Raw genomic sequence first — 24,745 nt, 5'->3', positions numbered from 1 at the left:
GGCGCCTGCAAGGTAGCAGGCGCCAAAACCATGAAGAGGAGTGAAGACTATGGCCTATATGATCGACACCAGCACCTGCACCGCTTGCGGCTCTTGCGAAGACGAATGCCCCAACAAGGCGATCAGCCACAAGGGCAAGGTTTACACCATCAATGCCAAGAAGTGCGTTGAGTGCAAGGGCTCCTTCGATGCCCCGCAGTGCGCCGAAGTCTGCCCGTCGGGCTCCTGCGTCCCGGCTGCTGCCTGAGGCTAGCCCGCTGGCCTGACAAGTACAGGCCGGCCCGCTGACAATTGAAGCACACCCCAAATGGCCCCGAACCCTGTGTTTGGGGCCATTTTCTTTGCCGTGAGCAACGGCCGACCAACCGCGGAAACTCCAGTGGGTGCCACAACAGAAAAGGGCCGTCCCTGCGGACGACCCTTGAATGCTGGAGCCCCGCCGATCATGCTGAACCGGCATGATCGAAAAGTGGCTGCTCAAACTGTTGAATCTGGAGCGCTTTCCGATCAGGACATCGGCTTCTCGTTGTGCAGAGCCTCAAGTGCCGGCCCATAGCCGGGCTTGAGGATCAGCGCGCGATTGAGCGCATCGCGACCACGCGACACGTCGCCCGTGCGGATTTCGACGATGCCGAGGTTGGTCCAGAACTCCGCCGACTGCTTGTTGCGGTTGACCGCCGCCGAGAAGTCGGTGAGCGCGTCCTTGAGCTTGCCGAGCTGCATCAGGCTGAGACCGCGCGCGTTATAGGGCTCGGAAGAGTTGGAATCGAGCGCGATCGCCGTATCCAGATCGGCAACGGCGCGCACGTGATTGTTCTGCTTCTGATAGATCAGGGCGCGGTTGTAATAGGGCTTGGCGTCCGACGTGTTGAAGGTGATCGCCTGGTTGAAATCGGCCATGGCGTAGTCAAGCTGGCCCGACTGGCGATAGAGCACCCCGCGTCCGAGATAAGCCGGCGCATAGCTCGCATTGAGTGAGATCGCCTGATTGTAGTCCGCAAGAGCAGCCTGCGGGTTTTCCTTCTGGCGGTAGATCAGGGCGCGATTGCTGAAGGCCTGATAGAAGCCCGGGTTGAGCTGGATCGCCATGGAGAAGTCCTGCAGGGCTTCGTCATAGCGACCGGCCTGACCGAGCGCAGTTCCGCGGACATTGTAGTTTGCAGCGTTCTGGGGATCGCGCTGGATGGCAGCGGTGAGCGAGGAGATGTTCGCCGTCGAGCCGGCTGCCGGATCGATGGCCATCGAGCCGAAGCTCGGCGTGTCGGAAGATCCACCCGTACACGCAGCAACACCTGCACCAAGACCGATCGCCACAATAACATTGCGAACAATCGGAGCGCCAAACTGGAACCGCATGCGACTTCCCCGAGTTTCAAGCGGCCCTTGGAGAGAACGACAAAGTGACATTAGCCACAGCGACGGTCATTCCGGACGCTTCAGTCATGACAAAAAAGACGGCCAACAGACGCGGCCGTCCCTTTCAAGCTTCATCGATACAGGCAGATCCTGGCGACCAGCCGATCAGTGCGTACGACCCTTGACCGCAACCAGGCCTTCACGCTGAGCGCGCTTGCGAGCCAGCTTGCGCGAGCGGCGAACGGCTTCAGCCTTCTCGCGAGCCTTCTTCTCAGACGGCTTCTCGTAATGGCCACGGAGCTTCATTTCCCGGAAGATGCCTTCGCGCTGCATCTTCTTCTTGAGGGCCTTCAGCGCTTGATCGACGTTATTGTCGCGAACGAGTACCTGCACGCCTTTTCTTCCCGTAGATGGTCGCCCACACCAGCCTTCGCTCATGCGTCAGGCACGACAAGCGACAAGATAAATACGAAGCACGGGGGACATGCAGCCCCCGCCGCGGAACCTTCGCCCCGCAAGAGTGACGGGTATCTAGCAAATCGGACGCCGGCTGTCCACCACCGATCGCGGCTTCCCGCCGAAAATCCTGCGCAAACCGCCCTTCCGACCCCCATCGCCCAACTTGAAGGCATGTGCGACGATTGGGCAACAGCTCGAAAAATATATCGAGGTTAACCTGCCCTCAATCTCAGTTTCGACAAGATCCAACTGAAAAACTTTGCCAATCTTGAGAAGCTGGCGCAGCACCATTCGGCGCACCGCCGGCCCCGCAGATGTCGAATTCACCGTTGCTCGCACGGATCTTCGCAACCATGTGCCGTTGGCTCGCCTATTCCGGACGCCCGATCTTCCTGGAGGCTCTCGTCTCCAAGCCCTGCCATTCGCTGATCCGGCAAAGTCACTCCGCCAATGAGTGCCTGGCCGCCACCAACGGCGACGGCTTCGGCCTCGGCTGGTATGGCGCCTGGGACGAGCCGGGCCTGTTCCGCGACGCCATGCCGGCCTGGAACGACGACAATCTGCGCAGCCTCACCCACCAGATCAGCTCGTCGCTCTTCTTCGCCCATGTGAGGGCATCGACCGGCACGCCGTCCAACCGCGTCAACTGCCATCCCTTCGTCAACGGCCGCTGGATGTTCATGCACAACGGCCAGATCGGCGAATGGGAACGCGTGCGCCGCAAGCTGGAAGCCCGGCTTTGCGACGCGCGCTATGCGCTGAGGCGCGGCACCACCGATTCCGAGCTGATGTTCCTGATGCTCGACGAGGTGACGCTGGCACTCGACCCCGTGCGCGCCATGTTCGATGTGCTGACCGAAACACGCAAGGTGATGATCGAAGCCGGGGTTCGCGAACCTCTGCGGCTGACCGCCGCCCTGACCGACGGCACGAACCTCTACGCCTTCCGCTACTCATCGGACGCCACGCCGCCGACGCTCTACTGGCGTGCCGGCGATGACGGCATCATCGTCGTCTCCGAACCCATCGACGCCAATCGCGAGATGTGGTCAGCGGTTGCGCCCAACACTGTGCTGGTGGTCGAACCGTCGGGACGCTGCCGACAGCAACCCTTCGACGTCGAAGCCGCCCTCACGGACATGGTCGCCCTCGCCTGAGAAGCAGCGAGCTGAAGTCACTTATGGTCGGGCAGCGACACGTAGTTGACGTGCCCCATCTTGCGGCCGGCCCGCGCCTCGGACTTGCCGTAGAGATGCAACCGCGCCGTCGGATCAGACAGGATCTTCTCCCAGGCATCCGCCTCGAAGCCGATCAGATTGTCCATTCTGGTCGGTGCGATTGTCCGAACGCTGCCGATCGGCCAGCCGGCAATGGCGCGCGCGTGATTTTCGAACTGCGAGGTCACCGCCCCGTCTTCCGTCCAGTGACCGGAGTTGTGAACGCGCGGCGCAAGTTCGTTGACCAGAAGCCGCTCACCAGTAGCATCGCGCACAACGAACATCTCGACACCGAGCACCCCGACATAGCCCAGCTCGTCGGCAATCCGTCGCGCCAACACCTTGGCCGCCGCATTGGTGGCCTCGGAGATCGCAGCCGGGACGCGTGTCTCCTTGAGGATGTGATGGACGTGCACATTCTCGCCGATGTCATAGACATGGCAATCGCCACTCTGCGCCCGCACGACGATCGCCGACACCTCCATGACGAAGGGCACCAGGCCTTCGAGGATGCAATCCCGACCACCGAGTTCGGCAAGCGCCGCCGCAAGTTCGGACGGCGTATCCACCTTGCGCTGTCCCTTGCCGTCATAACCGAAACGGCGGGTCTTCAGGATCGCCGGCAGGCCGGTGATGGCCATCGCGGCTGCAAGATCATCCGGGATGTCCACCGCCGCAAAGGGCGCCACCGCCACGCCCGCGTCACGCAGGAAGCTCTTCTCGACAATCCGGTCCTGTGACGTCGCAAGCGCGCGCGCATCCGGAAAGAGGGGTGCGCGGGCGGCGATGATCTCCGCCGTGCGCGCCGGCACATTCTCAAACTCATAGGTGACGACGTCCACCGCCTCGGCAAAGGCCGCCAAGGCCGCCTCGTCGTCATAGGCGGCGATGGTGTGCGCGTAGGCGACATCGAAGGCCGGGCTTTGCGCATCCGGGCAGTAGATGTGGCTGCGCAGCCCAAGTCGGGCGGCAGCGAGTGCAATCATCCGCCCCAACTGACCACCGCCGAGAATGCCGATGATGGCGCCGGGCTTCAGGGGATCAGGCGACATCAACAGGCTCCCAGGCAACCGATTCCGTCTGGCGGGCGCGATAGGCCTCAAGACGCTCCGCCAACGCGTCATCGCTGAGCGCCAGCACGGCGGACGCGAGAAGCGCCGCGTTGATGGCACCAGCCTTGCCAATGGCCAGCGTCCCCACGGGAATGCCACCCGGCATCTGCACGATGGACAACAGGCTGTCCTGCCCTTTCAGCGCATGGCTTTCGACGGGAACGCCGAACACCGGCAATGCGGTGAAGGCCGCCGTCATGCCCGGCAGATGTGCCGCACCACCAGCCCCGGCGATCACCACCTTGAAGCCCTCTGCCTTGGCGCCCTTGGCAAAGGCAACCAGACGGTCAGGCGTTCGATGCGCGGAGACGATCCTGGCGGCAAAGGGCACGTCCAGTGCGGTCAGCGTGTCAGCGGCGTGCTTCATGGTCGCCCAGTCCGACTGGCTTCCCATGATGATGGCAACGGATGGCGTCTGTTTATCGGGCATGACCGAAACGTCCCCGGTTTACGGCAGTCACTTTCGCACACCCGGTAAGGGAATTGCCGGCCAATGGCAAGCAGATCAAGCGATGATGTCGGGTACTGTCTGGTTTTCGAGTATCTTGATCCGGTCCTTCAGGACCAGCTTGCGCTTCTTGAGGCGCTGGATCTGAATGCTGTCCCCCGAGCCCAGCGCGATCATGGCCTCAATGGCCGCATCAAGATCCCGGTGTTCCTGCCGCAGCCTGGCCAGTTCCAGCCGCACAGCTTCATCATCCTGATCGCCCATACGCAACGTCCTTCAACAACATGCTACCCGGCACGACAGCAGGAGAAGCCAAACACAGGCACGAGGCCTGCAGATGGACACCTCCAAGCTCAGGAGATCAGCCTCGCCCCAGCCCGTCGACCGCCAGTCGAATAACCCGACGGACATAACACGACATTCAGCCACCGAATGTCATGCCAACTTCGCCCACCAACTCGAAAGCTTGCAGGCCGACCAGTCGCGATCATCTGCGCTTCAGATGTCGCGGTCGCACGACCAGCGGGAGACCCAACCTCGTTCACATCCAACCATATCAGATTGCTCCCGCTTTTTCATTGGGCCGCGACATTTGCAAAGAGATAATTTCCACAGGCACGGCAGGCCAAGTTCAGGTGGCGGCAGACACCTCGGAACACAGCGTCCTAAGCCTCGAAACGGATGGGGATTGACCGGATGCGAATCTCCGCAAAACACGCAATTTCGTTTCTTTTCAGAGGCAAAAATTTATCGTTTGTTACACCTTGAAGCTTTCAGGAATCGACTTCATATCAGTTATGTGACACCATGCTGGTGTTGAGGTGCGATCCACAACAAGGAGGCCTTGATGTCAATCCAGTCGCATATTGCAGAGCTCGAACGCCGTCACGCAGCCCTGGAAAGGGAAATCGAAGAAGCGGGACAACATCCGAGCGTAGACGGCCTTGAACTGAAGGAATTGAAGCGACGGAAACTCTTGCTGAAGGATGAGATCGCGAAACTGCACACAGGTGAACCGGTGCTGCACTGATCTTGGTGCCATCGATCGTTAGATGCATTGCGAGGCGCCACGAAGTTGATGTCGTGGCGCCTTTGATTTTCAGCGGATCATTCTGCCGGAACCGCAACCGGTTGTTCCGCCACATGCACAACGCGGCTGCGTGACGTCTTGGCAAGCCCGTCCAGCACATAGGCAAGCGCGATCTGCGCGCCCACACCTACCGCCAGATAGGCAAGCTGCGCAACGACACCCGGATCCGCCACGAAGAAGAAGATCTGACCGACCACCGCCAGCATGGTCCCCAGCCAGAACACCGGCAGCGAATGCCGCCCGACGCGCGCCAGGGGATTGCGGGGATTGATCAGGCCAAGCCAGCGCATCACCGGGCTGTAGCAGATCACATAAGCCAGCGAGAGAATGTGCAGGAGGCGCGGCCATGCCACCCAGGGCTTTTCGTTGACCTGGAAGTTATGCGGCAGCCAGCTCACTTCCGGCATGTAGGCGTAGAGATTGTAGCGGTGAATGACGCCCGTCAGGATCAGATAGCCAAAGGCCGCCAGCCAGAGCGGCAGCGAATAGGGCACGGGCACCTCGCGCTTGAGCACGCGCGTGCCGACGAAAAAGCCGATCGCGAAAATCAGCTGCCAGGTGAAGGGATTGAAGAACCAGCCACCGTCTTCGCGGGGATAGGCGGACATGTTCACGACATAGACCTGCGCCAGCGCATAGACGGTCAGCGACAGGGCGAGCATGGCACCAAGGTGAATGCGTGCGGCAACCATCAGGACAGGGAGGAACAGCAAGAGGCAGACATAGAGCGGCAGGATGTTGTGATAGCCGATCTGCTGCGTCATCAGCGGGATGCCGACAAGCGCCGCCATCGGATCCTTGAAGATCGGCCAGATATTCAACCCCGCATCGTCGATCGGCATCTGCCAGGTCATCGCCGCGTAGCAAAACAAGCCCAGGCCGACGCTGATCGACGCAAGATGCGCAATGTATAGCGTCACCACGCGCTTGAGCACCTTGCCGACGGTGAGAAGATACTCTCCGGCGGAGAACCTTGGGAAGTAGGCAAAGGCCGCCGCAACGCCGGCCAGAAGCACAAAGGCCTCCGCCGAATCGGACATCCCGAAGTTCTTGTGAGTATAGGGCTCTAGGACATTGCCTGGAATGTGGTTGATGAAGATGGAGATAAGGGCAAGCGACCGCAAAATGTCAATTCTATGGTCTCGAGCTCCAAGAGATTGAACAGACATACTTCATTCTTTCCCAGGTAATGCTCACATGCAGCATGAACACTATCCACAAACTACGGCAACAAGGTGGCCCGCGAGAACCACACTCACTTCGGCGCACCGAAGTGCTCCGAGAAGTGTCCCACTTACGGTCTGCCGGCTGATGCACAACGAACGTTAGTTAGCCAGCAAGTCCACCAAACCGTCATAAACCAGCTTGCTGCTCACCACCAGAACCGACACCGTCAGAACACGGTAAAACAGACGCTCGTCCAGCAGCTTGGCCACGCGCACGCCAAGATAGGTGGAGCCGATCGTCACTGGCGCAAGCACGGCCGCGATCAGCAGATTTTCGCGATCGAACTGCCCGAGAGCCGCATAGGGCACCACCTTCACCAGATTGAGCACGGCAAAGAAGATGGCCGAGGTGCTGGCATAGCGGAGCGGCGCCAGCCGCATCGGCATCACATAGGCCTGATAGGGCGGTCCGCCCGCATGGGCGATGAAGCTCGTGTAGCCGGTGAGAGTCCCCCAGACCAGCGCACCGATCGTCGAGCGCCCCTGCGCAGGCGGCTGCGCGGGGCCTGATTCTCGCTTCACTCGGCGGCGATGGCGCCAATCCAGAATCCAGATGCGGCCAAGGAAGGCAAAGGCGATCAGGCCGACAACCAGCCGCACCACGTCGTCCGAGACAAGACTTGCCGTCGCCCAGCCCGCCCCTGTGCCGAGGATGGCGCTCGGCAGGATATGCAGCACAAGCGACTTGTCGAAGGTGCGCCAATAGGAGAGCACCGCGACCATGTCCGACAGCACAAGAATGGGTAACATCACCCCCGCCGCCTGCACCGGCGAAATCACCAGTGCCAGGATCGGCACGGACGCAAAGCCAAAGGCGCCACCGAACCCGCCTTTCGACAAGCCGGTCAGCAACACCGCTGGAATGGCCGCCAGATAGAAGAGCGGGTTCACAAGCGCGTCGGTCATGCCGCAGTCTCCTTGTCCGCAACCAGATGCGGCAGCACATAACGCGCCCGTCCTGCCCCGATGCCGGCCGCTGCGGCTGCGATCCCGAGAAGGACGAAATACGCCCCCGTAACGGTGAAGCTGCCGCTGATGCCGGCGAGGAGCCCAACGATCAACGGCCCGGTCGCCGCCAGCAGATAGCCGACGGTCTGCGCCATCGAAGACAGTTGCGCCGCAATGTCCGGCGTGCGCGAACGGAGCACGATCACCGTCATCGCCACGGCGATCAGACTACCCTGCCCGATGCCCTGCAACACAGCCCAACCCCAGACACTCCAGAGCGGGGCATAGAGGCAGCCAAGCAGACCGACCAGCGCAAATGCAACCAGCGTCGCGTTCACAATGCGTTGATCGCGCCCGCGCAGTGCCACCGCGGGCGCCAGCAGGCACGAGGCCGTCTGCACCAGAACTGACATGGACACGACAAATCCGGCTTCGATCCCCGATAGCCCGCGCCAGCGCAGGATCGGCGCCAACCAGCCGAAGACGGAGTAAGCGAAGGCAGACTGCAGCCCCATGAACAGCGTCACCTGCCACGCCAGCGGATCGCGCCAGATACCCCCCAGCTTGCTGCGCGGACGGAACTCTGCCCTCCCACTCTGCAGCACCTGCGGTAGCCAGACCAGAGCGGCCACCACGGCCGGTGCAGCCCAGATTGCAAGCGCGGAGTGCCAGGAGCCGAACCGGACGGCCATGGGTGCGGTCACTCCTGCAGCCAACGCCGCACCACCGCAGAGAGCCATGGTGAACAGCCCTGTCATCAGCGCTACGCGGTCGGGGAAATCGCGCTTGATCAGGCTCGGCATCAATACGTTGCCGATGGATATGGCTCCGCCTGCCAGAATCGATCCGATCAAAAGCGTCCAGGGCGCCCCCGCACCGCGGAGCGAGGTACCGACACCAAGAACAACGAGAAGGCCAAGCAACACCCGCTCGATGCCAAAACGCCGCGCCAAGATCGGCGCCAGCGGCGCGAACAGCCCCAGCGCCGCCACCGGCAACGTCGTCACCAGACTGGCAAAGGCTGGCGACAGGTCGAACTCGTGAATGGCGTCGGGGAGAACCGCCGAAAGCGAGGAGAAAATGGGGCGGAGATTGAAGGAGATCAAGACGATCCCGAGCCCAAGCAACCCGCGCCCGGCTCTGCCCATGGATCCAGGCGCCTGAGGTGCCGGCATGATCGCTTCCTCTTGTCCCCGGATCCTGCGGAACCACCGGTCGCCGCGGGCAGTCCAAATCAACGACTGCAAGACACGCAAGGCCGACCGCGGCACCAGTCAAGGTCCCCGCGGCCGGCGCCTGCAAAGCGTAGGATCACATCATGCCCAGCGCGGTCATGTAGAGTTCGAGAATGGCCTCGGCCTCCTGACGCTCGTTCGGGTCCTGCTTGCGCAGCCGAAGAATGGCGCGAACAGCCTTCACGTCGTAGCCACGGCCCTTGAGTTCAGCCATGACGTCCTTGATGTCGTCGGAGATGGCTGCCTTTTCTTCCTCAAGACGCTCGATCCGCTCAATGAACTGCCGCAGTTCGCCCGCCGCGACGCCACCCTGGGATTCGGCCGTATCCATGCTCATCTATGTCACCCGTCTCTTTGAATGCCTCTTGAAGTCGGCCAAGGACCGACATTGGGCGGGCATCAATCCCCAACAGGCCCCGTCCGTCAACCCGATTCGAACTTCACAGCGGTTCATAAGCGCCGCAACGTGACGGAAAGTGGCGGATCTCGCCCATCTCCGGTCGCTCGAGCAACGGGGCGAGCGTCGCCCAAAGGCGCCCTGCCCAAGCTTCCGCCCCCTCCCTGGTCGCAATGAGATCCTGCCGCACTTCGATCAGAATATGCGCGAGCCCACGCCGGGTTGCGTGATGAAACATGGTATCGTTGCGCAGGGCACCGTCATAGGGCTGATTGTCGCCGACGGTCCAGCCCTCTGCCCGCAGCGCCGCCATGAACGGCAGTGGCAGGCGCGGATCACTGTCCCACAGCACCGCCACCTCCCATGGGCGCGCGACACCCTTCCAGGACGGCGTGAAGGAATGGAGCGAGACGATCGCGGGAACGATCCTGTTGCCCAGCATCTCCTCGAGCTTGTGGTCGATCGCCTGATGATAGGGCCGATGAAACCCCTCGATCCGCCGGCGACGCTCTTCTGCGTCGACCGCGGCATTGCCGGGCACAATCGCGCCATCGGATAGCCGCATCACCAGCGTCGGATCGTCCTCGCCCCGATTTGGATCGATCAGCAGGCGCGTGAAAGTGGTCATCAAGGCTGGAGCCGACGCGAGCTCCGCCAAACGATGAAGCAGCCAGGCGACACCTATGTCATAGCCGATATGCCGCTCGATCTGCCCCGGCGCCAGCCCGAGGTCGCCGTAGGGTGCCGGAACCCGGTTGGAGGCATGATCGCCGAGCAGAAGCAGGCGCGCCTGCGCACTTCCGACAATGACTTCAAATGGATCGTGGAGAGACAAATCACAACTCATGGCGAAAAAGCATAATTCCTGATATCGAAACAATCCAGTTGCAGAAAGCCGCCTTGTTCAAGGCAGATTTCCAGCCTCACACGAAATGCAGGACGCCGGCACGGCCGGTTGACGAAAGAACAGAGCCACCTGGAGCATGAGCCTTTCCAATTCGATGCCCGACGCCCGTTCCCCGCAGACAATAGCCGCGCTCGCTGCGCTCGTTGCCGGGGCATTGGCCATGGGCGTTTCGCCTGTCTTCGTCCGGCTCGCCGACGTCGGCCCCTTCGCCAGCGCCTTCTGGCGCGTCGGCCTGGCCATTCCCTTGCTGGCGGTGTGGGCTCTGTTTGACGGCGGCATCGTGCAGATGCGAGCGGCCTTCCGGTCAAAAGCGGTCTGGCTTGCCGGCGTGTTCTTCACCATTGACCTGTTCTTCTGGCACCTGGCCATCAAGAACACCACCATCGCCAACGCAACCTTCCTCGCCTGCATGGCGCCGATCTGGGTTCTCTTGGGCTCGCGCGCCTTCATCGGCGAGAAGATTCCGCGCACGGTTGTGCTCGGCATCATTACCTGCATTGCCGGCGGCGCGCTGCTGGTGGGACAGTCCTACACTCTGGAACCCGATCGCTTCCTCGGCGACCTCTACGGCATCGGCACCAGCTTCGGCTTTGGCTGCTATTTCCTCGCCGTGCGCGTTGCGCGGCGCGACCTCTCTTCCGGCGCGGTGACCTTTGGCAGCACGGTGATCACGGCAGGCTTCCTGCTTCTGGTCGCCCTCGCGCTTGAGCCACGGGTCATGCCGGCAACGCTCATCGGCCTCGAGACCCTGATCGCACTGGCCTGGATCAGCCATTCCGGTGGGCAAGGGTTGCTCGCATTCGCCCTCGGGCACCTTTCCGCCGCATTTTCGTCTCTTGTGATCTTCATGGAAGCCCTCGCAGCCGCGTTCATCGCTTGGCTTGTCTTTGACGAGCGCATTGGCGCCGGCCAGGCAGTGGGCGGACTGCTCATTCTCTACGGAATCTATTCTGCGCGGCCACGTGGATAAGGTGGCTCAATGAGAAACACGCAGAAACAACAAACCGGCTTAGCCGCAGGCAGATATGAGAAATAAGCATACCAAGGCTTAGGCAGGACTCGCGCTATGCGTAATATGACATTGACAGATTACCGTAGCTCACGCGATAAGGCGGACGTTCTCCGATGAGTATCAACTTGGGATCATTCGCAGAAAGTGCCGGGAGCGCGGGACAGCGCCAGGGCCGCGTCAAGCGCGTTGCGCTGGCGGGTGCTCTTGCCACGGTCGCACTCGCGTTGCTCGCCGGTCCGGCCCTTGCCGACCTGCGGCTCTGCAACAAGACGGACGCAACCATCTCGGTCGCCATCGGCTACAAGGCCAAGGACGGCTGGCGATCCGAGGGCTGGTGGAATATCGGTGGAGCAAAGTGCGGCACGTTGCTGTCTGGCGCTCTGGGTTCACGGTATTATTACATCTATGCCGTTGACTCGCAGCACGGCGGCGAATGGGGCGGCAAGGCATTCATGTGCACGCGGCGCAAGATGTTCACGATCAGCGGGGTCGAGAACTGCGTGGCGCGCGGGTACGAACGAACAGGCTTTTTCGAGATAGATACGGCTGAGCAGAGAAGCTGGACAGTTCACCTCTATCAGCCGACGCAAAAAGGAACCGGGGTCAAATGAGACGCAATCGCAAGGTCAAGATTCTCGCCACGTTGGGTCCGTCGTCCTCGGATCAGGACACGATCAAGCGCCTGCACCGCGCTGGCGCGGACGTGTTCCGCATCAACATGAGCCACACCAACCACGACAAGCTGCGCCAGTTGGTTACCACCATTCGCGCCGTCGAGCATGAATGTGGCCGCCCGATCGGCATCCTTGCCGACCTTCAGGGCCCCAAGCTTCGCGTCAGCACCTTTCCTGGCGGCGCTCCCTTCCTGGAAATCGGCGCCAAGTTCAGCCTGCATCGCGCCAAGATCGACGGTGACATCAACGGTGTCACTCTGCCGCATCCGGAGATCATGGATGCGCTTGAGCCCGGCCACCGCCTGCTGATCGACGACGGCAAGCTTCGCCTGCGCGTCATCTCCAACGATCGCAACGTCGCCGTGACTGAAGTTGAAGTCGGCGGCAAGATCTCCGACCGCAAGGGCGTCAGCCTGCCCGACACCATCCTGTCGACCGGCGCGCTGACCGACAAGGACCGCGCCGACCTTCAGGCCGCCCTCGACGCCGACGTCGACTGGATCGCCCTGTCCTTCGTGCAGCGTCCCGAAGATCTGCAGGAAGTCCACGAGATCGTTGACGGCAAGTGCGCCGTCATGTCGAAGATCGAAAAGCCGCAGGCCGTTGCCCGCTTCGACGAGATCATTGCCCTGTCGGACGCCATCATGGTGGCCCGTGGCGACCTCGGCGTCGAAATGCCGCTCGAGCAGGTTCCCGGCATCCAGAAGCACATCACCCGCATGGCGCGCCGCCACGGCAAGCCGGTCGTTGTCGCCACCCAGATGCTGGAATCCATGATCCAGTCGCCGGTGCCGACCCGCGCCGAAGTCTCCGACGTTGCCACGGCCGTGTTCGAAGGCGCCGATGCCGTCATGCTCTCGGCCGAATCGGCTTCGGGCGCCTATCCGGTCGAAGCGGTCATCACCATGAACCGCGTCGCCGAGGAAGTGGAAAACTCCGAGCACTATCAGGCGATCATCACCGGCCAGCGCGCCGAGCCCAATCCGACGACCGCCGACGCCATTTCGGCCAGCGCCCGTCAGATTGCCCAGACGCTGAACCTGTCGGCCATCGTCTGCTTCACCGCATCCGGCGCCACCGGCCTGCGCGCTTCGCGCGAACGTCCGACCACGCCGATCATCGCCCTGTCGCCGAACCGGTCCATGGCGCGCCGTCTGGCTCTGGCCTGGGGCATCCATTCGGTGGTCAGCGACGACGCCCGCAACCTCGCGGATCTCGTGCAGCGTTCGGCCCGCATTTCCGCCGAAGAAGGCTTTGCCAAGGCCGGCGACCGCATCCTGATCACCGCCGGCGTGCCCTTCGGCACCCCCGGCGGCACCAATCTGATCCGCATCGCCACGATCGGCCCGGACGGCATTTCCGGCATCTGATCAACGCGACCCGTTCGACAAGAGGGCCCGAATCTCACGATTCGGGCCCTGTCTCATTTGGCGGCATCGAGACTGGCACTCGCGTCTCTCATCGCCCCCGCGGCGCGATCGATCCGCGCGACCAGTTCGACGATCATCTCCGGGTAGACCTGATGCGGCATGTGCCCGCAGCCCGGCAGGGTGATGAGTTCAGCGCCCGCTATGCTGGCCCTCAGCCCTTCGGAATGAATGGACGGCCAGACGACGCTGTCACGATCGCCTGTCAAAACGATTGTCGGCGCGTCGATCCGCGCGTAGCCCGGCGACTGGCGTCGAAGGTTTTCGTTGAGATGCAGGACGTCGCGCGCATTGGCGAGGAAGTTGTTCGCCCGCAGCAACAGGCGGGCGGCGCTCTTGTCCAGATAGTCGACCGGCAGGGCATCAGGCGCGAACACGCTCCGCACGCCGGAGCGGAACACCAGCCATCCCAGTGGCATGGCAAAAAGACTGACGAATAGCCGCCCCCAGATCCGATGGCCCGAAAGGCGATAGTAAAGGTCCACGCCTCCCGGCCAGGGATGCGTTGCCGGCGCAACGAACAGCAAGCCGGCGGTCCGCTCCGGATAGGCGAGCGCAAAGGCGGCGATCACCGCCCCTCCCCAGCTGTGACCAACCAGAATGGCCTGCGGCACTTCCAGCCTGTCGAGAAGTCCGGCCAGGACACCGGCCTGAGCGCTCGGCGCCGACATGGGCTCATCGCCCCGGTCGCTATGGCCATGGCCAGGACGATCGAAATAGATGACGCGACGGCGGCCAAACCGACCGGAGAACCGGTGATGGGCTTCCAGCAGGTTGCTGCTGGCCCCGTGAACGAACACAATCGGCAGGCCTTCGCCACCCTCTTCAAGTACGTGCAGCCGTCGCCCACCCACGTCCACGAAGGCGCCGACCGGGGGGAATCGACGATTGAGGTAGGACGAGCCCAAATGCTGGATCGCCAACAGAAGAAGCCCAAGTCCAGCAACAACTTCGAGAATCGGCACCAGCATGATCGTCGACAAGCCCATCCAGACCGAACGTGACCCGTTCAGATATCCCGCCCATGCGCACCGTTGACGACACTTTCGATGGCCGCATCCAGACCGGTGAAATGCGGATCAATGCCCTGCAGTCGCCGCAGGACCTCAAGCGCTCTCTCATGCTGTTCGAGGTCAATGAGCATGGCGGCCAGCGCCCACATGGCCGCAAAGTCGCGCGGTTCAAGCTTGAGAGCCGTTTCAATGTCGCCGAACGCGAGCGAACTGTCGCCCATCAGGTAATGGACTGTCGACCGACGGAAATAGGCTTCTGCGGAGGCAGGATTGAGGACGATGGCCTGATCGAGAAAATCCAGGGCACGCGGATAGTCCTGCTGCTCTGCCGCAGCCGTCGACCAGGATAGGTAAAGAGCTTCCGTGGCGCCGCCCTGCGATTGCCAGAGCGTTCTGATCTGCCGCTCGATGGAGGCGCTTTCGTTGCTGTCGGAGGCCTTGGCCAGTGCATCAAACAAACGCGCGATCTCGGCCCGCGGATCGCTCGGGACCAACGAGGTCAACCCAAGCCGACCATCACTCTTTGGCGGCGGCAGAACGGAAGGAGATTGGGCATTCACCTGGTTTTCAGCCGCGAAACTCGCGCCAGCCGAGATCAGAAACAGGAGCCCGAATGAGGTCAATAAAACACGCATGCCCGGAAGATAAACTCCCGGGCATCAAATATCCAGATAGGAACGTGCGGGGACAATGCCCCAACCGGCCTCAGCCCTGACGGGCCTTGTAGCGCGGGTTCTTCTTGTTGATGATGTAGATGCGGCCCTTGCGACGGACCATGCGATTGTTGCGGTCACGGCCCATGAGAGCCCGAAGCGAATTCTTGATCTTCATTTGGTCCATCCTTGCCGGCCTGGAAAACAAAACCGGCGGTAGCCGCGCATCTCATGCGCGCCGCCGGCATGTCTCGGTCGCCAGACGTCACAATCCCGATCAGCGGTTCCCCGAAAGGAGCCTGCCGAAGTCGGCGGGACCATACGTATCGAGCCAGCGGATGTCAATTGTGCTGTTACCCAGAATCGCAGAAAGAAGCCGGGATTTTCTTCTTTGCTGGCCAACATTCATGATCGCCGAGGACGCTCCATCTCCGGCGTGGACCGGCCCAGCACCGGACTGCCGGCATCGGAAAGGAGCATCGCCGACATCAAGTCAACGACAAAATGCCGCGTGCCCAGGTTCACGCATGACAAGTGCGCGAAACGATCGATTCCGCTTTGCCGCGCCATGCGCTAGAACCATCGGCGACAGGATCACGCCACCAGCAACAAATGTCCAGCAAGACCGCTCGCATCCAGACGCTCATCAGTCGTGTGCAGAAGATTGGGCTGCGCAGCACCAAGGTTGCCGCACAGGAGCAGACGCTCGTCTGCGACGGACAGCGCCACTTTCGCGTCGCCAGCTACAACATTCACAAGTGCATCGGCACCGACGGCGTCTATGATCCCGCCCGCACGGCGGCGGTCATTGCCGAGCTGGACGCCGATTTCGTCGCCCTGCAGGAAGCCGACCGCCGCTTCGGCTCCCGCGACGGACGCCTGAACCTCGGCCAGCTCGAACGGGAAACGGGACTGCAACTGGTGCCGCTGGCCGTTCGACCGACCAGCCATGGCTGGCACGGCAACGCCCTCTTTGCCCGGCGCGGCCTCTTGCGACGCGTCGAACGCATTGCCCTGCCCCATGCTGAGCCAAGGGGCGCCGTTCTCGCCGAGTTCGACATCAATGGGCAGTCGCTGCGGATCATCGCCGCCCATCTCGGCCTGTTGTCCCATTGGAGACGCCAGCAGCTGCAAGCCCTTCGGGTCGCCGCCAGCAGCGGCCCCGCCATGCCGACCTTGCTGGTGGGGGACTTCAACGAATGGCGCCCACGGCGAAATGACTCGCCGCTTGATCGCCTTCAACCCTTCTTCGGTCCGGCCGACCGGCACCATCCGAGCTTCCCGTCACGCCGCCCGATTTTCCCGCTCGACCGCATCTTCGGCTCACCGAACGGGTTGATCCAGCATTTCGAGGTGCATGAGAGCCCCTTGGCCCGGCTCGCGTCGGACCACCTGCCGGTCAAGGCGGTGATTGATCTCGCTGCGTCGTCAAGCAGTTAGTCCGCAAGCGCTCTCAGCGCCAGCGGATCCAGTCCATCGCCACCCTGGCTGAGATGGACGCGAAGCCCCTCACGCATGCGCGGATCCCAGAACTTCTCCACATGCGCGCGGATCTGCGGCAAGGCGCGCTCTTCGCCCTGCGCCTGAAAAGCCAGGGCTATCTGGTTGGCCATGGTCACGAGCTTGGAAGAGGACATGATCAGACGGGCTCCTCGGCATATACAATGCGGTCGGCGTGGGTGAAAATCTCAAAGGAATCCTGGCGTGCCACGGCGATGACCGTGAGCCCGGCCGTGTGTGCAACGCGGATGGCAAGATCGGTGGGGGCCGAAACGGCAACCAGCACCGCGGAGCCGAGAGCGGCGGCCTTCTGCACCATCTCGACCGAGACACGGCTGGTCACCAGAACAAATCCATTCTTCGGATCAAGGCCTTGCCGGAGAACAGCACCAACAAGCTTGTCGAGTGCGTTATGCCGGCCAACGTCTTCGCGTACCAACAGTACTTCACCGGAGACGGAGGCAAAAGCGGCTGCGTGGGTCGCCTGGGTCTCCGAACCGAGCCTCTGGAGCGGCCGCACGGCCTGAAGTGCCGTGCGGATGGCGTCGGCGCCAACGGACAGATCGCGGGTGATGGCACGGGGAAGCCGGACAGCCGCTTCAAGGCTCTCGACACCGCAAAGACCGCAGCCGGTGGGGCCGACCATGGCGCGACGGCGTGCCGACAAGGCGGCGGCACGCTCGTCCGGCAGCCAGAGCCGCGCCTCAATGCCATGGAAGCCCTCGACAATCTCGACGTCGCGCACTTCCGAAACCGCCTCAATGAGGCCTTCGGTGATGGCAAAGCCGATGGCAAGATCCTCAAGATCGCAAGGACTTGCCATGAGAACAGCTGTCGTCGAACCGTTGTGCACCATCGCGACGGCCATCTCTTCGGGGAGGCGGCGTGCCTTTGACGACGGCGCCGTCCCCGGTTTGATCAGCAGCGGATGGTGCAACGGGCTTGGCATGATCTCACTCCGCCGCCGGGGCGATGCGGCGCGACTCCCTTGAAAAGGCTTCATATTCCAGCTGGTTCTGCAGCGGACCATTGGAGGGAGACACCTGCACGGCGGTGACCTTGTATTCCGGACAGTTGGTCGCCCAGTCGGAGAAGTCGGTCGTCACCACATTGGCCCGGGTCAGCGGGTGGTGGAAGGTGGTGTAGACGACGCCGGGGGCGACGCGGTCGGTGATCTCGGCGCGCAGCGCGATCTCGCCGGCGCGGCTCTGGATCTTCACCCAATCGCCATCCTTGACCCCGCGCTGCTCGGCATCATGGGGATGGATCTCCAGCATATCCTCTTGATGCCAAAGGACATTTTCCGTCCTTCGCGTCTGGGCGCCGACGTTGTACTGGCTCAGAATCCGGCCCGTGGTGAGGAGCAGCGGGAAGCGCGGACCGGTTCTTTCTTCGGTCGGAATGTATTCGGTAAGTACAAAGTGGCCCTTGCCGCGGACGAAGCGGTCCACGTGCATGATGGGAGACCCCTCCGGATGCTCCTCGTTGCAGGGCCACTGGACCGAACCGACGGCGTCCAGCTTCTCGTAGGTCACGCCGGCGAACGATGGGGTCAGTGCGGCGACTTCCTCCATGATTTCAGAGGGATGCGCGTAATTCCAATCGAGACCGAAAGTCCTGGCGAGCGCCTGGGTCACCTCCCAGTCGGCCTTGCCGTTCTTGGGCTCCATCACCTTGCGAACCCGCTGGATGCGGCGTTCGGCATTGGTGAAGGTGCCGTCCTTCTCGAGGAAGGTGGAGCCCGGCAGGAAGACATGCGCGTAATTGGCCGTCTCATTCAAGAACAGATCCTGGACGACGACACATTCCATGGCCGCAAGACCGGCGGCTACATGCGTCTGATCGGGATCGGACTGCAGAATGTCTTCGCCCTGAATGTAGATCGCCTTGAAGGAACCTTCGACGGCAGCGTCCAGCATGTTGGGAATACGCAAGCCCGGCTCGGAATCGAGCGTGGTGGCCCAGGCATCCTCGAAACTCTTGCGCACGGCGTCATTGGAGATGTGGCGATAGCCCGGCAGCTCGTGCGGGAAGGAGCCCATGTCGCAGGAGCCCTGCACATTGTTCTGTCCGCGCAAGGGGTTAACGCCGACACCCGGCCGGCCGATGTTGCCGGTGGCCATGGCGAGATTGGCAATCGCCATAACCGTGGTCGAGCCCTGGCTATGCTCGGTGACGCCGAGGCCGTAGTAGATCGCGGCATTTCCCCCTGTTGCATACAGGCGCGCAGCGTCACGGATAAGTCGCGCTGGCACCCCTGTGAGCGGCGAGATTGTCTCAGGTGAGTAACGCATGTCACTCACGAAGGCGGCCCATTCGCGATACTCTTCGATGTCGCAGCGCTCGGCGATGAAAGCCTCGTTGGCCAGCCCCTCGGTGACGATCACATGCGCCATCGAGGTGAGAATGGCCACGTTGGTCCCCGGCTGCAGGGCCAGATGATAGTCGGCCTTCACATGCGGCGTCTCGACGATGTCGATGCGGCGCGGATCGATGACGATCAGCCGCGCGCCCTCGCGGATGCGACGCTTGAGCTTGCTGCCGACCACCGGATGACCGTCAGTGGGATTGGCGCCGATGATGACGATGACATCCGCCTGATCGATCGAATCGAAATCCTGTGTGCCGGCGGAGGTGCCATAGGCGGTCGCAAGGCCATAGCCGGTCGGCGAATGGCAGACGCGGGCGCAGGTGTCGACGTTGTTGGTGCCGAAGCCGGCGCGGATCAGCTTCTGAACCAGCCAGACTTCCTCATTGGTGCAGCGTGAAGAGGTGATGCCGCCGACAGCCTTCTTGCCATATTGGCCCTGGATGCGGCGGAACTCGTTGGCAACGCGCAGCAGCGCCTCGTCCCAGGACACTTCCCGCCAGGGATCGGTGATCTTCTCACGGATCATTGGCTTGAGAATACGGTCGCGATGCGTGGAATAGCCCCAGGCAAAGCGCCCCTTGACGCAGGAATGCCCGCGATTGGCCTTGCCGTCCTTCCAGGGCACCATGCGCACCAGCTCCTGGCCGCGCATCTCCGCCTTGAAGGTACAGCCAACACCGCAATAGGCACAGGTGGTGACCACCGAATGCTCGGGTTGGCCGATCTCGATCACCTTCTTTTCGGTGAGCGTCGCGGTCGGGCAGGCCTGCACGCAGGCACCGCAGGACACGCACTCGCTCTCCATGAAGGGCTCGTCCATGCCGGGGCTGACGCGGCTTTCAAAGCCGCGACCGGAGATCGTCAGCGCGAAAGTGCCCTGCACTTCCTGGCAGGCGCGGACGCAGCGATTGCAGACGATGCACTTGGCCGGGTCATAGGTGAAATAGGGGTTGGAAGTGTCCTTGGCCTTGTAGTGGTGATTGTCGCAGCCGCCAGTGCGGGCCGACACATGGTTGGCACCGTCTTGGCCATAGCGCACCTCGCGCAAGCCCACGGCACCCGCCATCTCCTGCAGCTCGCAATCGCCATTGGCCGCGCAAGTCAGGCAGTCGAGCGGATGGTCGGAGATGTAGAGTTCCATGACGCCATTGCGCAGCTGCTTGAGGCGTGGCGTCTGGGTGTGCACCACCATGTTGGGTGCGCAAGGCGTGGTGCAGGACGCCGGCGTGCCGGCGCGTCCCTCGATCTCCACGAGGCAGAGACGGCAGGAGCCGAAGGCATCCAGCGTGTCGGTGGCGCAGAGCTTGGGGATCTTGGTGCCGAGTTCCATGGCGGCCCGCATGATCGACGTGCCCTCGGGCACAGCAATGCGCTGGCCGTCGATGGTGACGGTGACGGTCTTGTCCGAGTGGACCGCCTTGGTGCCGAAATCGGTTTCGGGAACGAGTGACATGGCCGGACCTCTCATTCAGCCGCCACGGCAGGAGCCGTGCGGCGAAAGTCCTCGGGAAAATGGGTGAGCGCGCTCAGGACGGGATAGGGCGTGAAACCGCCGAGCGCACAGAGCGAACCGAGCTTCATGGTCTGGGACAGATCCTCGACCAGCGCGATATTGGCTTCGACGTCGATGCCGGCGACGATTCGGTCGATGGTTTCCTTGCCGCGTGTCGAGCCGATGCGGCAGGGCGTGCACTTGCCGCAGCTCTCGATGGAGCAGAAATCGAAGGCAAAGCGGGCCATCTTGGCCATATCCACCGTATCGTCGAACACGACAATGCCACCATGGCCGATCAGCCCGCCCTTGGCGGTGAAGGCCTCATAGTCGAAGGGCGTGTCGAACAGGGCGGGCGGGAAATAGGCGCCGAGCGGCCCGCCGATCTGCACCGCCCGGACCGGTCGACCCGAGGCCGTGCCGCCGCCGATCTTCTCGACAAGTTCGCCCAGCGTGATGCCGAAGGCCACCTCGAACAGGCCACCATGCTTGACGTTGCCGGCGATCTGGATCGGCATGGTGCCGCGCGACCGGCCCATGCCATAGTTGGCGTAATACTCCGCACCGGCGGCCATGATATGCGGCACGGCGGTCAAAGACAGTACGTTGTTGATGATGGTCGGCTTGCCGAACAGGCCCTTGTGCGCCGGCAGTGGCGGCTTGGCGCGCACCACGCCACGCTTGCCCTCGATGGATTCGAGAAGCGCGGTTTCCTCGCCGCAGACATAGGCACCGGCCCCGGCCCGCACTTCCAGCTCGAAGGCATGGGCACTGCCGTAAACCTTGGGGCCAAGGAAGCCCAGACGACGCGCCTTGTGGATCGCCTCGGTCAGGGTCGCGATGGCATGGGGATATTCCGAGCGGATGTAGACATAGCCGCGCGTCGCGCCCACGGCGATGCCGGCGATGGTCATGCCCTCGATCAGCTGGAAGGGATCGCCCTCGATGATCATGCGATCGGCGAAGGTGCCGCTGTCGCCCTCATCGGCGTTGCAGACGATGTATTTCTGCGACGCCTCGGCGTCGAGCACCGTCTTCCACTTGATGCCGGTGGGGAAACCCGCACCACCACGACCGCGCAGACCCGACTTGGTGACCTCGGCAACGATATCGGCCGGCGCCAGCTTCATGGCGCGCTCAAGGCCCTTGTAGCCGCCATGCTCGATATAGTCGTCGAGCGACAGGGGATCGATGACACCGCATCGGGCAAAGGTCAGTCGCTGCTGGGCGGCCATGAAGGGATGCTGCGCCACGATACCGATGGCGAGCGGATGGCTGACCTCGGCGGGATCTTCAAGAATGCCGGCGCTCACCAGCCCGGCGACATCGGCGGCGCTCACCGGCCCGAAGCCATAGCGCACGCCGTGGTATTCCACTTCGAGCAGAGGCTCCAGCCACAGCATGCCACGCGAGCCGTTGCGGATGAGCGGCACGCCGGGTGCCGCCGCGGCCAGGGCCTTGGCGACCTTGTCGGCACCGCAGGCCAAGGCGGCGGCATCGCGCGGAAGATAGAGACGCACGCTCATCGGCCGACCTCCCGGGCAATGGCCTCAACGCCGGCGCGGCTGAGCCGACCGCGCAAATCGCCATTGACCATAGCCGCCGGCGCGGTGGCGCAGAGGCCGAGGCAGAAGACTTTCTCAAGCGTCACCTGGCCATCGGCAGACGTCTGCCCGAAGGAGACGCCGAGGCAGCGCTCCGCATGGGCGGCAAGCTCCTCACCCCCCATGGACTGGCAGGCCTCAGCCCGGCAGATCTTCACCACATGCTCGCCATCCGGCTTCTGGTGGAAGTCTTCATAGAAGGTGACGACGCCATGCACGTCGGCCCGGCTGACATTGAGGCCCGAAGCGACCACCGGAACGGCGGCTTCCGGCACAAAGCCGAACACTTCCTGCACGGCATGCAGGATTGGAAGGAGCGGTCCTTCCAGATGGAGATGCTGGGCGACCAGTTCCTCTGTGCGAGCAACCGAGAACGGCTCGTGACGCGACACCTTCTACCCTCCCGCTTCCGCGCGGGTCGTGCAGCGATCGATCCTGAGACCTCGCACCCGATCCCCCACCGCGCGGCGGTTCACTGGAAATGACGCGTCATTCACGCCATTCCGGCCAGATTTACGAAATCCACCCATCGGGCGGACTGCGTATTTCCTCGGAAAGTGCGGAAATCCAGCAAATCAATCAATACGGGGGTTTCGTCTATCGATAGAAAGTTTCTATCAGAATGGCGCAAAGGCCGGAAAGCTGCCGTTCACACTGCCCTGCGCGAAGAGTCGCAGCCCGCGTCCTCTCTGCAAAACCTTCAGCGCGGGTCATTTGGCAGGTCGAACCAGCCGTCGCGCTGCGACAGTTTGCGGGCCTGCTCGATCAGCGCGGTCACGATAGGGGGATGCGGCTCGCGCGGACTGGCGACGAGACCGATGGAATAGGACACCGCCGGTTCGGTGATCGGGATGGCCTTCATCAAGCCACGCTCGTCCATGCTCTGGGCAAAGCGGGCGGGGATGATCGAGGCGAACTGGCCGCTGCGCACATGAGTGTGCAGCACGATCAGCGAGTTGCTTTCAATGCGGGGCGCCACGTCGGCGCCGGCCTCGCGCAGATGTCGTTCGACAAGACGCCGGTGCTGCATGTCGGGCGTGAGCAGGCAGAGCGGCTGCCGTGCGGCCTCGGCCCAGGAAATCGAACTGCGGCCGGCGAGCGGCGATTCGGGTGCCACCAACAGCGCATAGCGCTCCTGATAGAGCGGCACCGTGGCATAGCGGGCCTGCGACACCTCGTTCAAATAGGTGATGCCGACTTCCACTTCCAGATTGTCGAGCCCCTTGGCGATCTGGTCCGAGGTCATGGACATGACTTGAAAACGCACCTCGGCATGGGCCTGCGATATCGGGCCGGTCAGCTCTACGACGAAGGGCAAGGCGGTCGGCACCACGGCGATACGGGCGACGCCCGTCAGTCCCTGGCGGAGCGCCTGCACCTCCTGGCGCATGGTGCGTGCGTCCGACACCAGCCGACGCGCCCAATCGAGAATGCGTTCGCCCTCTGGCGTGAACCCCTGGAAGCGGGCGCCACGCACCACGATCAGCACGCCGAGCTGGTCCTCGAGGCTCTTGACCGCCGACGAGAGGGTCGGCTGCGTGATCCCGGCCGCTTCCGCCGCGCGCCCGAAATGTCGTTCCTTGGCCAGATAGAGAAGCAGTTCAAGCTTTTCGAGCATCGCGCCTGTCCGGCAAGAGTTCGCGCCGTCAGCCGGCTGAGCGCACGGCGACGATGGCGGCGGCGAGATCCTCGATGGCGACACCGACGCCCTTGAATATGGTTATCTCCTCTGCCGAGCGGCGTCCTTGGGTCTTGTTGCCGCAGAGATCATACAGCGTGGCAAGGCTGGCGCGATCCAGCGCACCGGAGGCAAGCGGCAGACGGATGTCGCCCGACTCGACCGCGGCCGCCTCGGTGTCGATGAACACGCGGCCCTTCTGCATGGCTGCGTCATCGGCCTCGCGCATCTCCGGCGTGAAGGAACCGATGAGATCGAGATGCTGGCCGGGGCGCAGGAGGTCACCCGTCACCAGAGGAGCCTTCGACAGGGTGGCGCAGGAAATGATGTCGGCCTGCGCGATCGCCTTGGGCAGATCCGGCTCGAAGCGGGCATCCCAGCCCTCGGCCTGAAGGCTTGCGACCAGGGCGGCACCGCGCCGCTCGGTGGGGTTCCAGACGGTCACCCGCTCGATCGGGCGGATGGCCTTATAGGCTGCCGGGATCTCGGCGCCGACGCGACCGGCACCGACCACCAACAGGCTGCGGGCATCCTCGCGCGCGAGATAGGAAGCCGCCAGTGCCGAGGCCGCCGCCGTCCGTCGCGAGGTGAGCGTGCCGCCGTCGAGCAGTGCCAGGTGCCGGCCCGTGACCTCGTCGAACAGGATGTAGCTCGACGTCACCGCGTCGAGGCCGCGCGCCGCATTGCCGGGCGTGACGTTGACGATCTTGACCCCGCCATAGGTGCCGTTGCCGGCCCAGGAGGGCATCAGCAGCAGCACCGCATCGGCTTCCTCCGTCCGCGGCATGGTGTGATGATGGCGCAGCGGCGCCTGAAAGCCTTCGGCAAAGGCCACGCGGATGCCTTCGATCAGACGGTCATAGGGAAGCGCGGCAGCGGTGTCTTCGGCAGAGAAAATCTTCATCAAGGTGCATCCGGAGCGGGAA

At 62.9% G+C, this 24,745-nt stretch carries 27 protein-coding genes; 7 read left to right on the top strand and 20 right to left on the bottom strand.

Going from position 1 to position 24,745, the window contains the following annotated elements; translation table 11 throughout:
• Positions 1-49: 49 nt before the first annotated feature.
• Entirely contained in the window at positions 50-247 is a 198-nt protein-coding gene (locus L2I41_RS08505) for a 4Fe-4S binding protein (protein WP_237153106.1), read from the top strand.
• 260 nt (positions 248-507) lie between these two features.
• On the opposite strand, the gene L2I41_RS08500 is transcribed toward L2I41_RS08505, so the two are convergent.
• Entirely contained in the window at positions 508-1,356 is an 849-nt protein-coding gene (locus tag L2I41_RS08500; protein ID WP_237153105.1) for a tetratricopeptide repeat protein, read from the bottom strand.
• A gap of 165 nt (positions 1,357-1,521) precedes the next feature.
• Positions 1,522-1,749, bottom strand: coding sequence for a 30S ribosomal protein S21 (rpsU, locus tag L2I41_RS08495; RefSeq protein WP_237153104.1), 228 nt, complete (start codon positions 1,747-1,749; stop codon positions 1,522-1,524).
• Positions 1,750-2,168: 419 nt separating this feature from the next.
• Between rpsU and L2I41_RS08490 the strand changes: the two genes are divergently transcribed.
• Positions 2,169-2,972, top strand: coding sequence for a class II glutamine amidotransferase (locus tag L2I41_RS08490; protein ID WP_237153103.1), 804 nt, complete (start codon positions 2,169-2,171; stop codon positions 2,970-2,972).
• A 17-nt stretch (positions 2,973-2,989) separates the two neighbouring features.
• Here L2I41_RS08490 and L2I41_RS08485 read toward each other — a convergent pair whose 3' ends face one another.
• The 3 genes from L2I41_RS08485 to L2I41_RS08475 form a co-directional block, all read right to left on the bottom strand.
• Complete coding sequence (locus tag L2I41_RS08485) at positions 2,990-4,084, bottom strand: 5-(carboxyamino)imidazole ribonucleotide synthase (protein WP_237153102.1); 1,095 nt, start codon at positions 4,082-4,084, stop codon at positions 2,990-2,992.
• Complete coding sequence (purE, locus tag L2I41_RS08480) at positions 4,074-4,574, bottom strand: 5-(carboxyamino)imidazole ribonucleotide mutase (RefSeq protein ID WP_237153101.1); 501 nt, start codon at positions 4,572-4,574, stop codon at positions 4,074-4,076. The genes L2I41_RS08485 and purE overlap by 11 nt, the downstream gene beginning before the upstream one ends.
• Positions 4,575-4,649: 75 nt before the next feature.
• Positions 4,650-4,856: a YdcH family protein gene (locus L2I41_RS08475; RefSeq protein ID WP_237153100.1), complete on the bottom strand. Its 207-nt coding sequence runs from the start codon at positions 4,854-4,856 to the stop codon at positions 4,650-4,652.
• Positions 4,857-5,439: 583 nt separating this feature from the next.
• Here L2I41_RS08475 and L2I41_RS08470 point away from each other — a divergent pair.
• Positions 5,440-5,622, top strand: coding sequence for a YdcH family protein (locus L2I41_RS08470; RefSeq protein WP_237153099.1), 183 nt, complete (start codon positions 5,440-5,442; stop codon positions 5,620-5,622).
• Positions 5,623-5,699: 77 nt separating this feature from the next.
• Here L2I41_RS08470 and L2I41_RS08465 read toward each other — a convergent pair whose 3' ends face one another.
• The 5 genes from L2I41_RS08465 to L2I41_RS08445 form a co-directional block, all read right to left on the bottom strand.
• Positions 5,700-6,851, bottom strand: coding sequence for an OpgC family protein (locus L2I41_RS08465; RefSeq protein ID WP_237153098.1), 1,152 nt, complete (start codon positions 6,849-6,851; stop codon positions 5,700-5,702).
• A 156-nt stretch (positions 6,852-7,007) separates the two neighbouring features.
• Positions 7,008-7,814, bottom strand: coding sequence for a sulfite exporter TauE/SafE family protein (locus L2I41_RS08460; protein WP_237153097.1), 807 nt, complete (start codon positions 7,812-7,814; stop codon positions 7,008-7,010).
• On the bottom strand, positions 7,811-9,031 hold the full coding sequence (locus L2I41_RS08455) for an MFS transporter (protein WP_237153096.1): 1,221 nt from the start codon (positions 9,029-9,031) through the stop codon (positions 7,811-7,813). Before L2I41_RS08455 ends, L2I41_RS08460 begins: the two co-directional genes overlap by 4 nt.
• 136 nt (positions 9,032-9,167) lie before the next feature.
• On the bottom strand, positions 9,168-9,422 hold the full coding sequence (locus L2I41_RS08450; RefSeq protein WP_237153203.1) for a DUF2312 domain-containing protein: 255 nt from the start codon (positions 9,420-9,422) through the stop codon (positions 9,168-9,170).
• Between the two features lie 109 nt (positions 9,423-9,531).
• The gene (locus L2I41_RS08445; RefSeq protein ID WP_313791132.1) at positions 9,532-10,368 is read right to left on the bottom strand and encodes an N-formylglutamate amidohydrolase; all 837 of its coding nucleotides are present in this window, start codon (positions 10,366-10,368) and stop codon (positions 9,532-9,534) included.
• 103 nt (positions 10,369-10,471) lie between these two features.
• On the opposite strand from L2I41_RS08445, the gene L2I41_RS08440 reads away from it, so the two are divergent.
• The 3 genes from L2I41_RS08440 (at position 10,472) to pyk (ending at position 13,451) form a co-directional block, all read left to right on the top strand.
• On the top strand, positions 10,472-11,365 hold the full coding sequence (locus tag L2I41_RS08440) for a DMT family transporter (protein WP_237153095.1): 894 nt from the start codon (positions 10,472-10,474) through the stop codon (positions 11,363-11,365).
• A gap of 155 nt (positions 11,366-11,520) precedes the next feature.
• Entirely contained in the window at positions 11,521-12,018 is a 498-nt protein-coding gene (locus tag L2I41_RS08435; protein ID WP_237153094.1) for a DUF1036 domain-containing protein, read from the top strand.
• A complete protein-coding gene (gene pyk, locus L2I41_RS08430; RefSeq protein ID WP_237153093.1) occupies positions 12,015-13,451 on the top strand; it encodes a pyruvate kinase in 1,437 nt (478 codons plus the stop codon). Before L2I41_RS08435 ends, pyk begins: the two co-directional genes overlap by 4 nt.
• A 53-nt stretch (positions 13,452-13,504) precedes the next feature.
• Here the strand turns inward: pyk and L2I41_RS08425 are convergent, their stop codons facing one another.
• The 3 genes from L2I41_RS08425 to ykgO all read right to left on the bottom strand — a co-directional run bounded on the left by L2I41_RS08425 (position 13,505) and on the right by ykgO (position 15,352).
• On the bottom strand, positions 13,505-14,497 hold the full coding sequence (locus L2I41_RS08425; protein WP_237153092.1) for an alpha/beta fold hydrolase: 993 nt from the start codon (positions 14,495-14,497) through the stop codon (positions 13,505-13,507).
• Positions 14,498-14,517: 20 nt separating this feature from the next.
• Positions 14,518-15,024 (bottom strand): tetratricopeptide repeat protein, encoded by a 507-nt coding sequence (locus L2I41_RS08420; RefSeq protein ID WP_237153091.1) that lies wholly within the window; start codon positions 15,022-15,024, stop codon positions 14,518-14,520.
• A 202-nt stretch (positions 15,025-15,226) separates the two neighbouring features.
• Positions 15,227-15,352, bottom strand: coding sequence for a type B 50S ribosomal protein L36 (gene ykgO, locus L2I41_RS08415; protein WP_099557521.1), 126 nt, complete (start codon positions 15,350-15,352; stop codon positions 15,227-15,229).
• Positions 15,353-15,786: 434 nt separating this feature from the next.
• Between ykgO and L2I41_RS08410 the strand changes: the two genes are divergently transcribed.
• Complete coding sequence (locus tag L2I41_RS08410) at positions 15,787-16,614, top strand: endonuclease/exonuclease/phosphatase family protein (protein WP_237153090.1); 828 nt, start codon at positions 15,787-15,789, stop codon at positions 16,612-16,614.
• Here L2I41_RS08410 and L2I41_RS08405 read toward each other — a convergent pair.
• The 7 genes from L2I41_RS08405 to lhpI all read right to left on the bottom strand — a co-directional run bounded on the left by L2I41_RS08405 (position 16,611) and on the right by lhpI (position 24,723).
• Positions 16,611-16,811 carry a formate dehydrogenase subunit delta gene (locus L2I41_RS08405; protein WP_237153089.1) on the bottom strand — a complete coding sequence of 67 codons (201 nt, stop codon included), beginning with the start codon at positions 16,809-16,811 and terminating at the stop codon, positions 16,611-16,613. The genes L2I41_RS08410 and L2I41_RS08405 overlap by 4 nt on opposite strands.
• A gap of 2 nt (positions 16,812-16,813) precedes the next feature.
• A complete protein-coding gene (fdhD, locus tag L2I41_RS08400) occupies positions 16,814-17,623 on the bottom strand; it encodes a formate dehydrogenase accessory sulfurtransferase FdhD (protein ID WP_237153088.1) in 810 nt (269 codons plus the stop codon).
• Positions 17,624-17,627: 4 nt separating this feature from the next.
• Entirely contained in the window at positions 17,628-20,498 is a 2,871-nt protein-coding gene (gene fdhF / locus L2I41_RS08395; RefSeq protein ID WP_237153087.1) for a formate dehydrogenase subunit alpha, read from the bottom strand.
• Positions 20,499-20,509: 11 nt separating this feature from the next.
• Positions 20,510-22,063: an NADH-ubiquinone oxidoreductase-F iron-sulfur binding region domain-containing protein gene (locus L2I41_RS08390; RefSeq protein WP_237153086.1), complete on the bottom strand. Its 1,554-nt coding sequence runs from the start codon at positions 22,061-22,063 to the stop codon at positions 20,510-20,512.
• The gene (locus tag L2I41_RS08385; RefSeq protein WP_237153085.1) at positions 22,060-22,533 is read right to left on the bottom strand and encodes a formate dehydrogenase subunit gamma; all 474 of its coding nucleotides are present in this window, start codon (positions 22,531-22,533) and stop codon (positions 22,060-22,062) included. Before L2I41_RS08385 ends, L2I41_RS08390 begins: the two co-directional genes overlap by 4 nt.
• 308 nt (positions 22,534-22,841) lie before the next feature.
• Positions 22,842-23,759 carry a LysR family transcriptional regulator gene (locus L2I41_RS08380; protein WP_237153084.1) on the bottom strand — a complete coding sequence of 306 codons (918 nt, stop codon included), beginning with the start codon at positions 23,757-23,759 and terminating at the stop codon, positions 22,842-22,844.
• Positions 23,760-23,787: 28 nt separating this feature from the next.
• On the bottom strand, positions 23,788-24,723 hold the full coding sequence (gene lhpI, locus L2I41_RS08375) for a bifunctional Delta(1)-pyrroline-2-carboxylate/Delta(1)-piperideine-2-carboxylate reductase (RefSeq protein WP_237153083.1): 936 nt from the start codon (positions 24,721-24,723) through the stop codon (positions 23,788-23,790).
• Positions 24,724-24,745 lie beyond the last annotated feature (22 nt).

The sequence above is a fragment of the Oryzibacter oryziterrae genome (assembly GCF_021864535.1).
GTDB lineage: Bacteria > Pseudomonadota > Alphaproteobacteria > Rhizobiales > Pleomorphomonadaceae > Pleomorphomonas > Pleomorphomonas oryziterrae.
Note: the sequence above shows the minus strand (reverse complement) of the source record. Positions and strands in the feature narration are given on the sequence as shown.

What these genes read in the sequence shown, in the direction of transcription:
- L2I41_RS08460 (WP_237153097.1), bottom strand. Translation starts at nt 7,814, where the DNA reads ATGACCGACGCGCTTGTGAACCCGCTCTTCTATCTGGCGGCCATTCCA.
- L2I41_RS08380 (WP_237153084.1), bottom strand. Translation starts at nt 23,759, where the DNA reads ATGCTCGAAAAGCTTGAACTGCTTCTCTATCTGGCCAAGGAACGACAT.
- ykgO (WP_099557521.1), bottom strand. Translation starts at nt 15,352, where the DNA reads ATGAAGATCAAGAATTCGCTTCGGGCTCTCATGGGCCGTGACCGCAAC.
- L2I41_RS08455 (WP_237153096.1), bottom strand. Translation starts at nt 9,031, where the DNA reads ATGCCGGCACCTCAGGCGCCTGGATCCATGGGCAGAGCCGGGCGCGGG.
- lhpI (WP_237153083.1), bottom strand. Translation starts at nt 24,723, where the DNA reads ATGAAGATTTTCTCTGCCGAAGACACCGCTGCCGCGCTTCCCTATGAC.
- L2I41_RS08390 (WP_237153086.1), bottom strand. Translation starts at nt 22,063, where the DNA reads ATGAGCGTGCGTCTCTATCTTCCGCGCGATGCCGCCGCCTTGGCCTGC.
- L2I41_RS08500 (WP_237153105.1), bottom strand. Translation starts at nt 1,356, where the DNA reads ATGCGGTTCCAGTTTGGCGCTCCGATTGTTCGCAATGTTATTGTGGCG.
- L2I41_RS08450 (WP_237153203.1), bottom strand. Translation starts at nt 9,422, where the DNA reads ATGGATACGGCCGAATCCCAGGGTGGCGTCGCGGCGGGCGAACTGCGG.
- L2I41_RS08470 (WP_237153099.1), top strand. Translation starts at nt 5,440, where the DNA reads ATGTCAATCCAGTCGCATATTGCAGAGCTCGAACGCCGTCACGCAGCC.
- fdhD (WP_237153088.1), bottom strand. Translation starts at nt 17,623, where the DNA reads ATGCCAAGCCCGTTGCACCATCCGCTGCTGATCAAACCGGGGACGGCG.
- L2I41_RS08425 (WP_237153092.1), bottom strand. Translation starts at nt 14,497, where the DNA reads ATGGGCTTGTCGACGATCATGCTGGTGCCGATTCTCGAAGTTGTTGCT.
- L2I41_RS08405 (WP_237153089.1), bottom strand. Translation starts at nt 16,811, where the DNA reads ATGTCCTCTTCCAAGCTCGTGACCATGGCCAACCAGATAGCCCTGGCT.
- L2I41_RS08505 (WP_237153106.1), top strand. Translation starts at nt 50, where the DNA reads ATGGCCTATATGATCGACACCAGCACCTGCACCGCTTGCGGCTCTTGC.
- L2I41_RS08440 (WP_237153095.1), top strand. Translation starts at nt 10,472, where the DNA reads ATGAGCCTTTCCAATTCGATGCCCGACGCCCGTTCCCCGCAGACAATA.
- L2I41_RS08490 (WP_237153103.1), top strand. Translation starts at nt 2,169, where the DNA reads ATGTGCCGTTGGCTCGCCTATTCCGGACGCCCGATCTTCCTGGAGGCT.
- L2I41_RS08465 (WP_237153098.1), bottom strand. Translation starts at nt 6,851, where the DNA reads ATGTCTGTTCAATCTCTTGGAGCTCGAGACCATAGAATTGACATTTTG.
- pyk (WP_237153093.1), top strand. Translation starts at nt 12,015, where the DNA reads ATGAGACGCAATCGCAAGGTCAAGATTCTCGCCACGTTGGGTCCGTCG.
- L2I41_RS08475 (WP_237153100.1), bottom strand. Translation starts at nt 4,856, where the DNA reads ATGGGCGATCAGGATGATGAAGCTGTGCGGCTGGAACTGGCCAGGCTG.
- L2I41_RS08485 (WP_237153102.1), bottom strand. Translation starts at nt 4,084, where the DNA reads ATGTCGCCTGATCCCCTGAAGCCCGGCGCCATCATCGGCATTCTCGGC.
- fdhF (WP_237153087.1), bottom strand. Translation starts at nt 20,498, where the DNA reads ATGTCACTCGTTCCCGAAACCGATTTCGGCACCAAGGCGGTCCACTCG.
- purE (WP_237153101.1), bottom strand. Translation starts at nt 4,574, where the DNA reads ATGCCCGATAAACAGACGCCATCCGTTGCCATCATCATGGGAAGCCAG.
- L2I41_RS08435 (WP_237153094.1), top strand. Translation starts at nt 11,521, where the DNA reads ATGAGTATCAACTTGGGATCATTCGCAGAAAGTGCCGGGAGCGCGGGA.
- L2I41_RS08410 (WP_237153090.1), top strand. Translation starts at nt 15,787, where the DNA reads ATGTCCAGCAAGACCGCTCGCATCCAGACGCTCATCAGTCGTGTGCAG.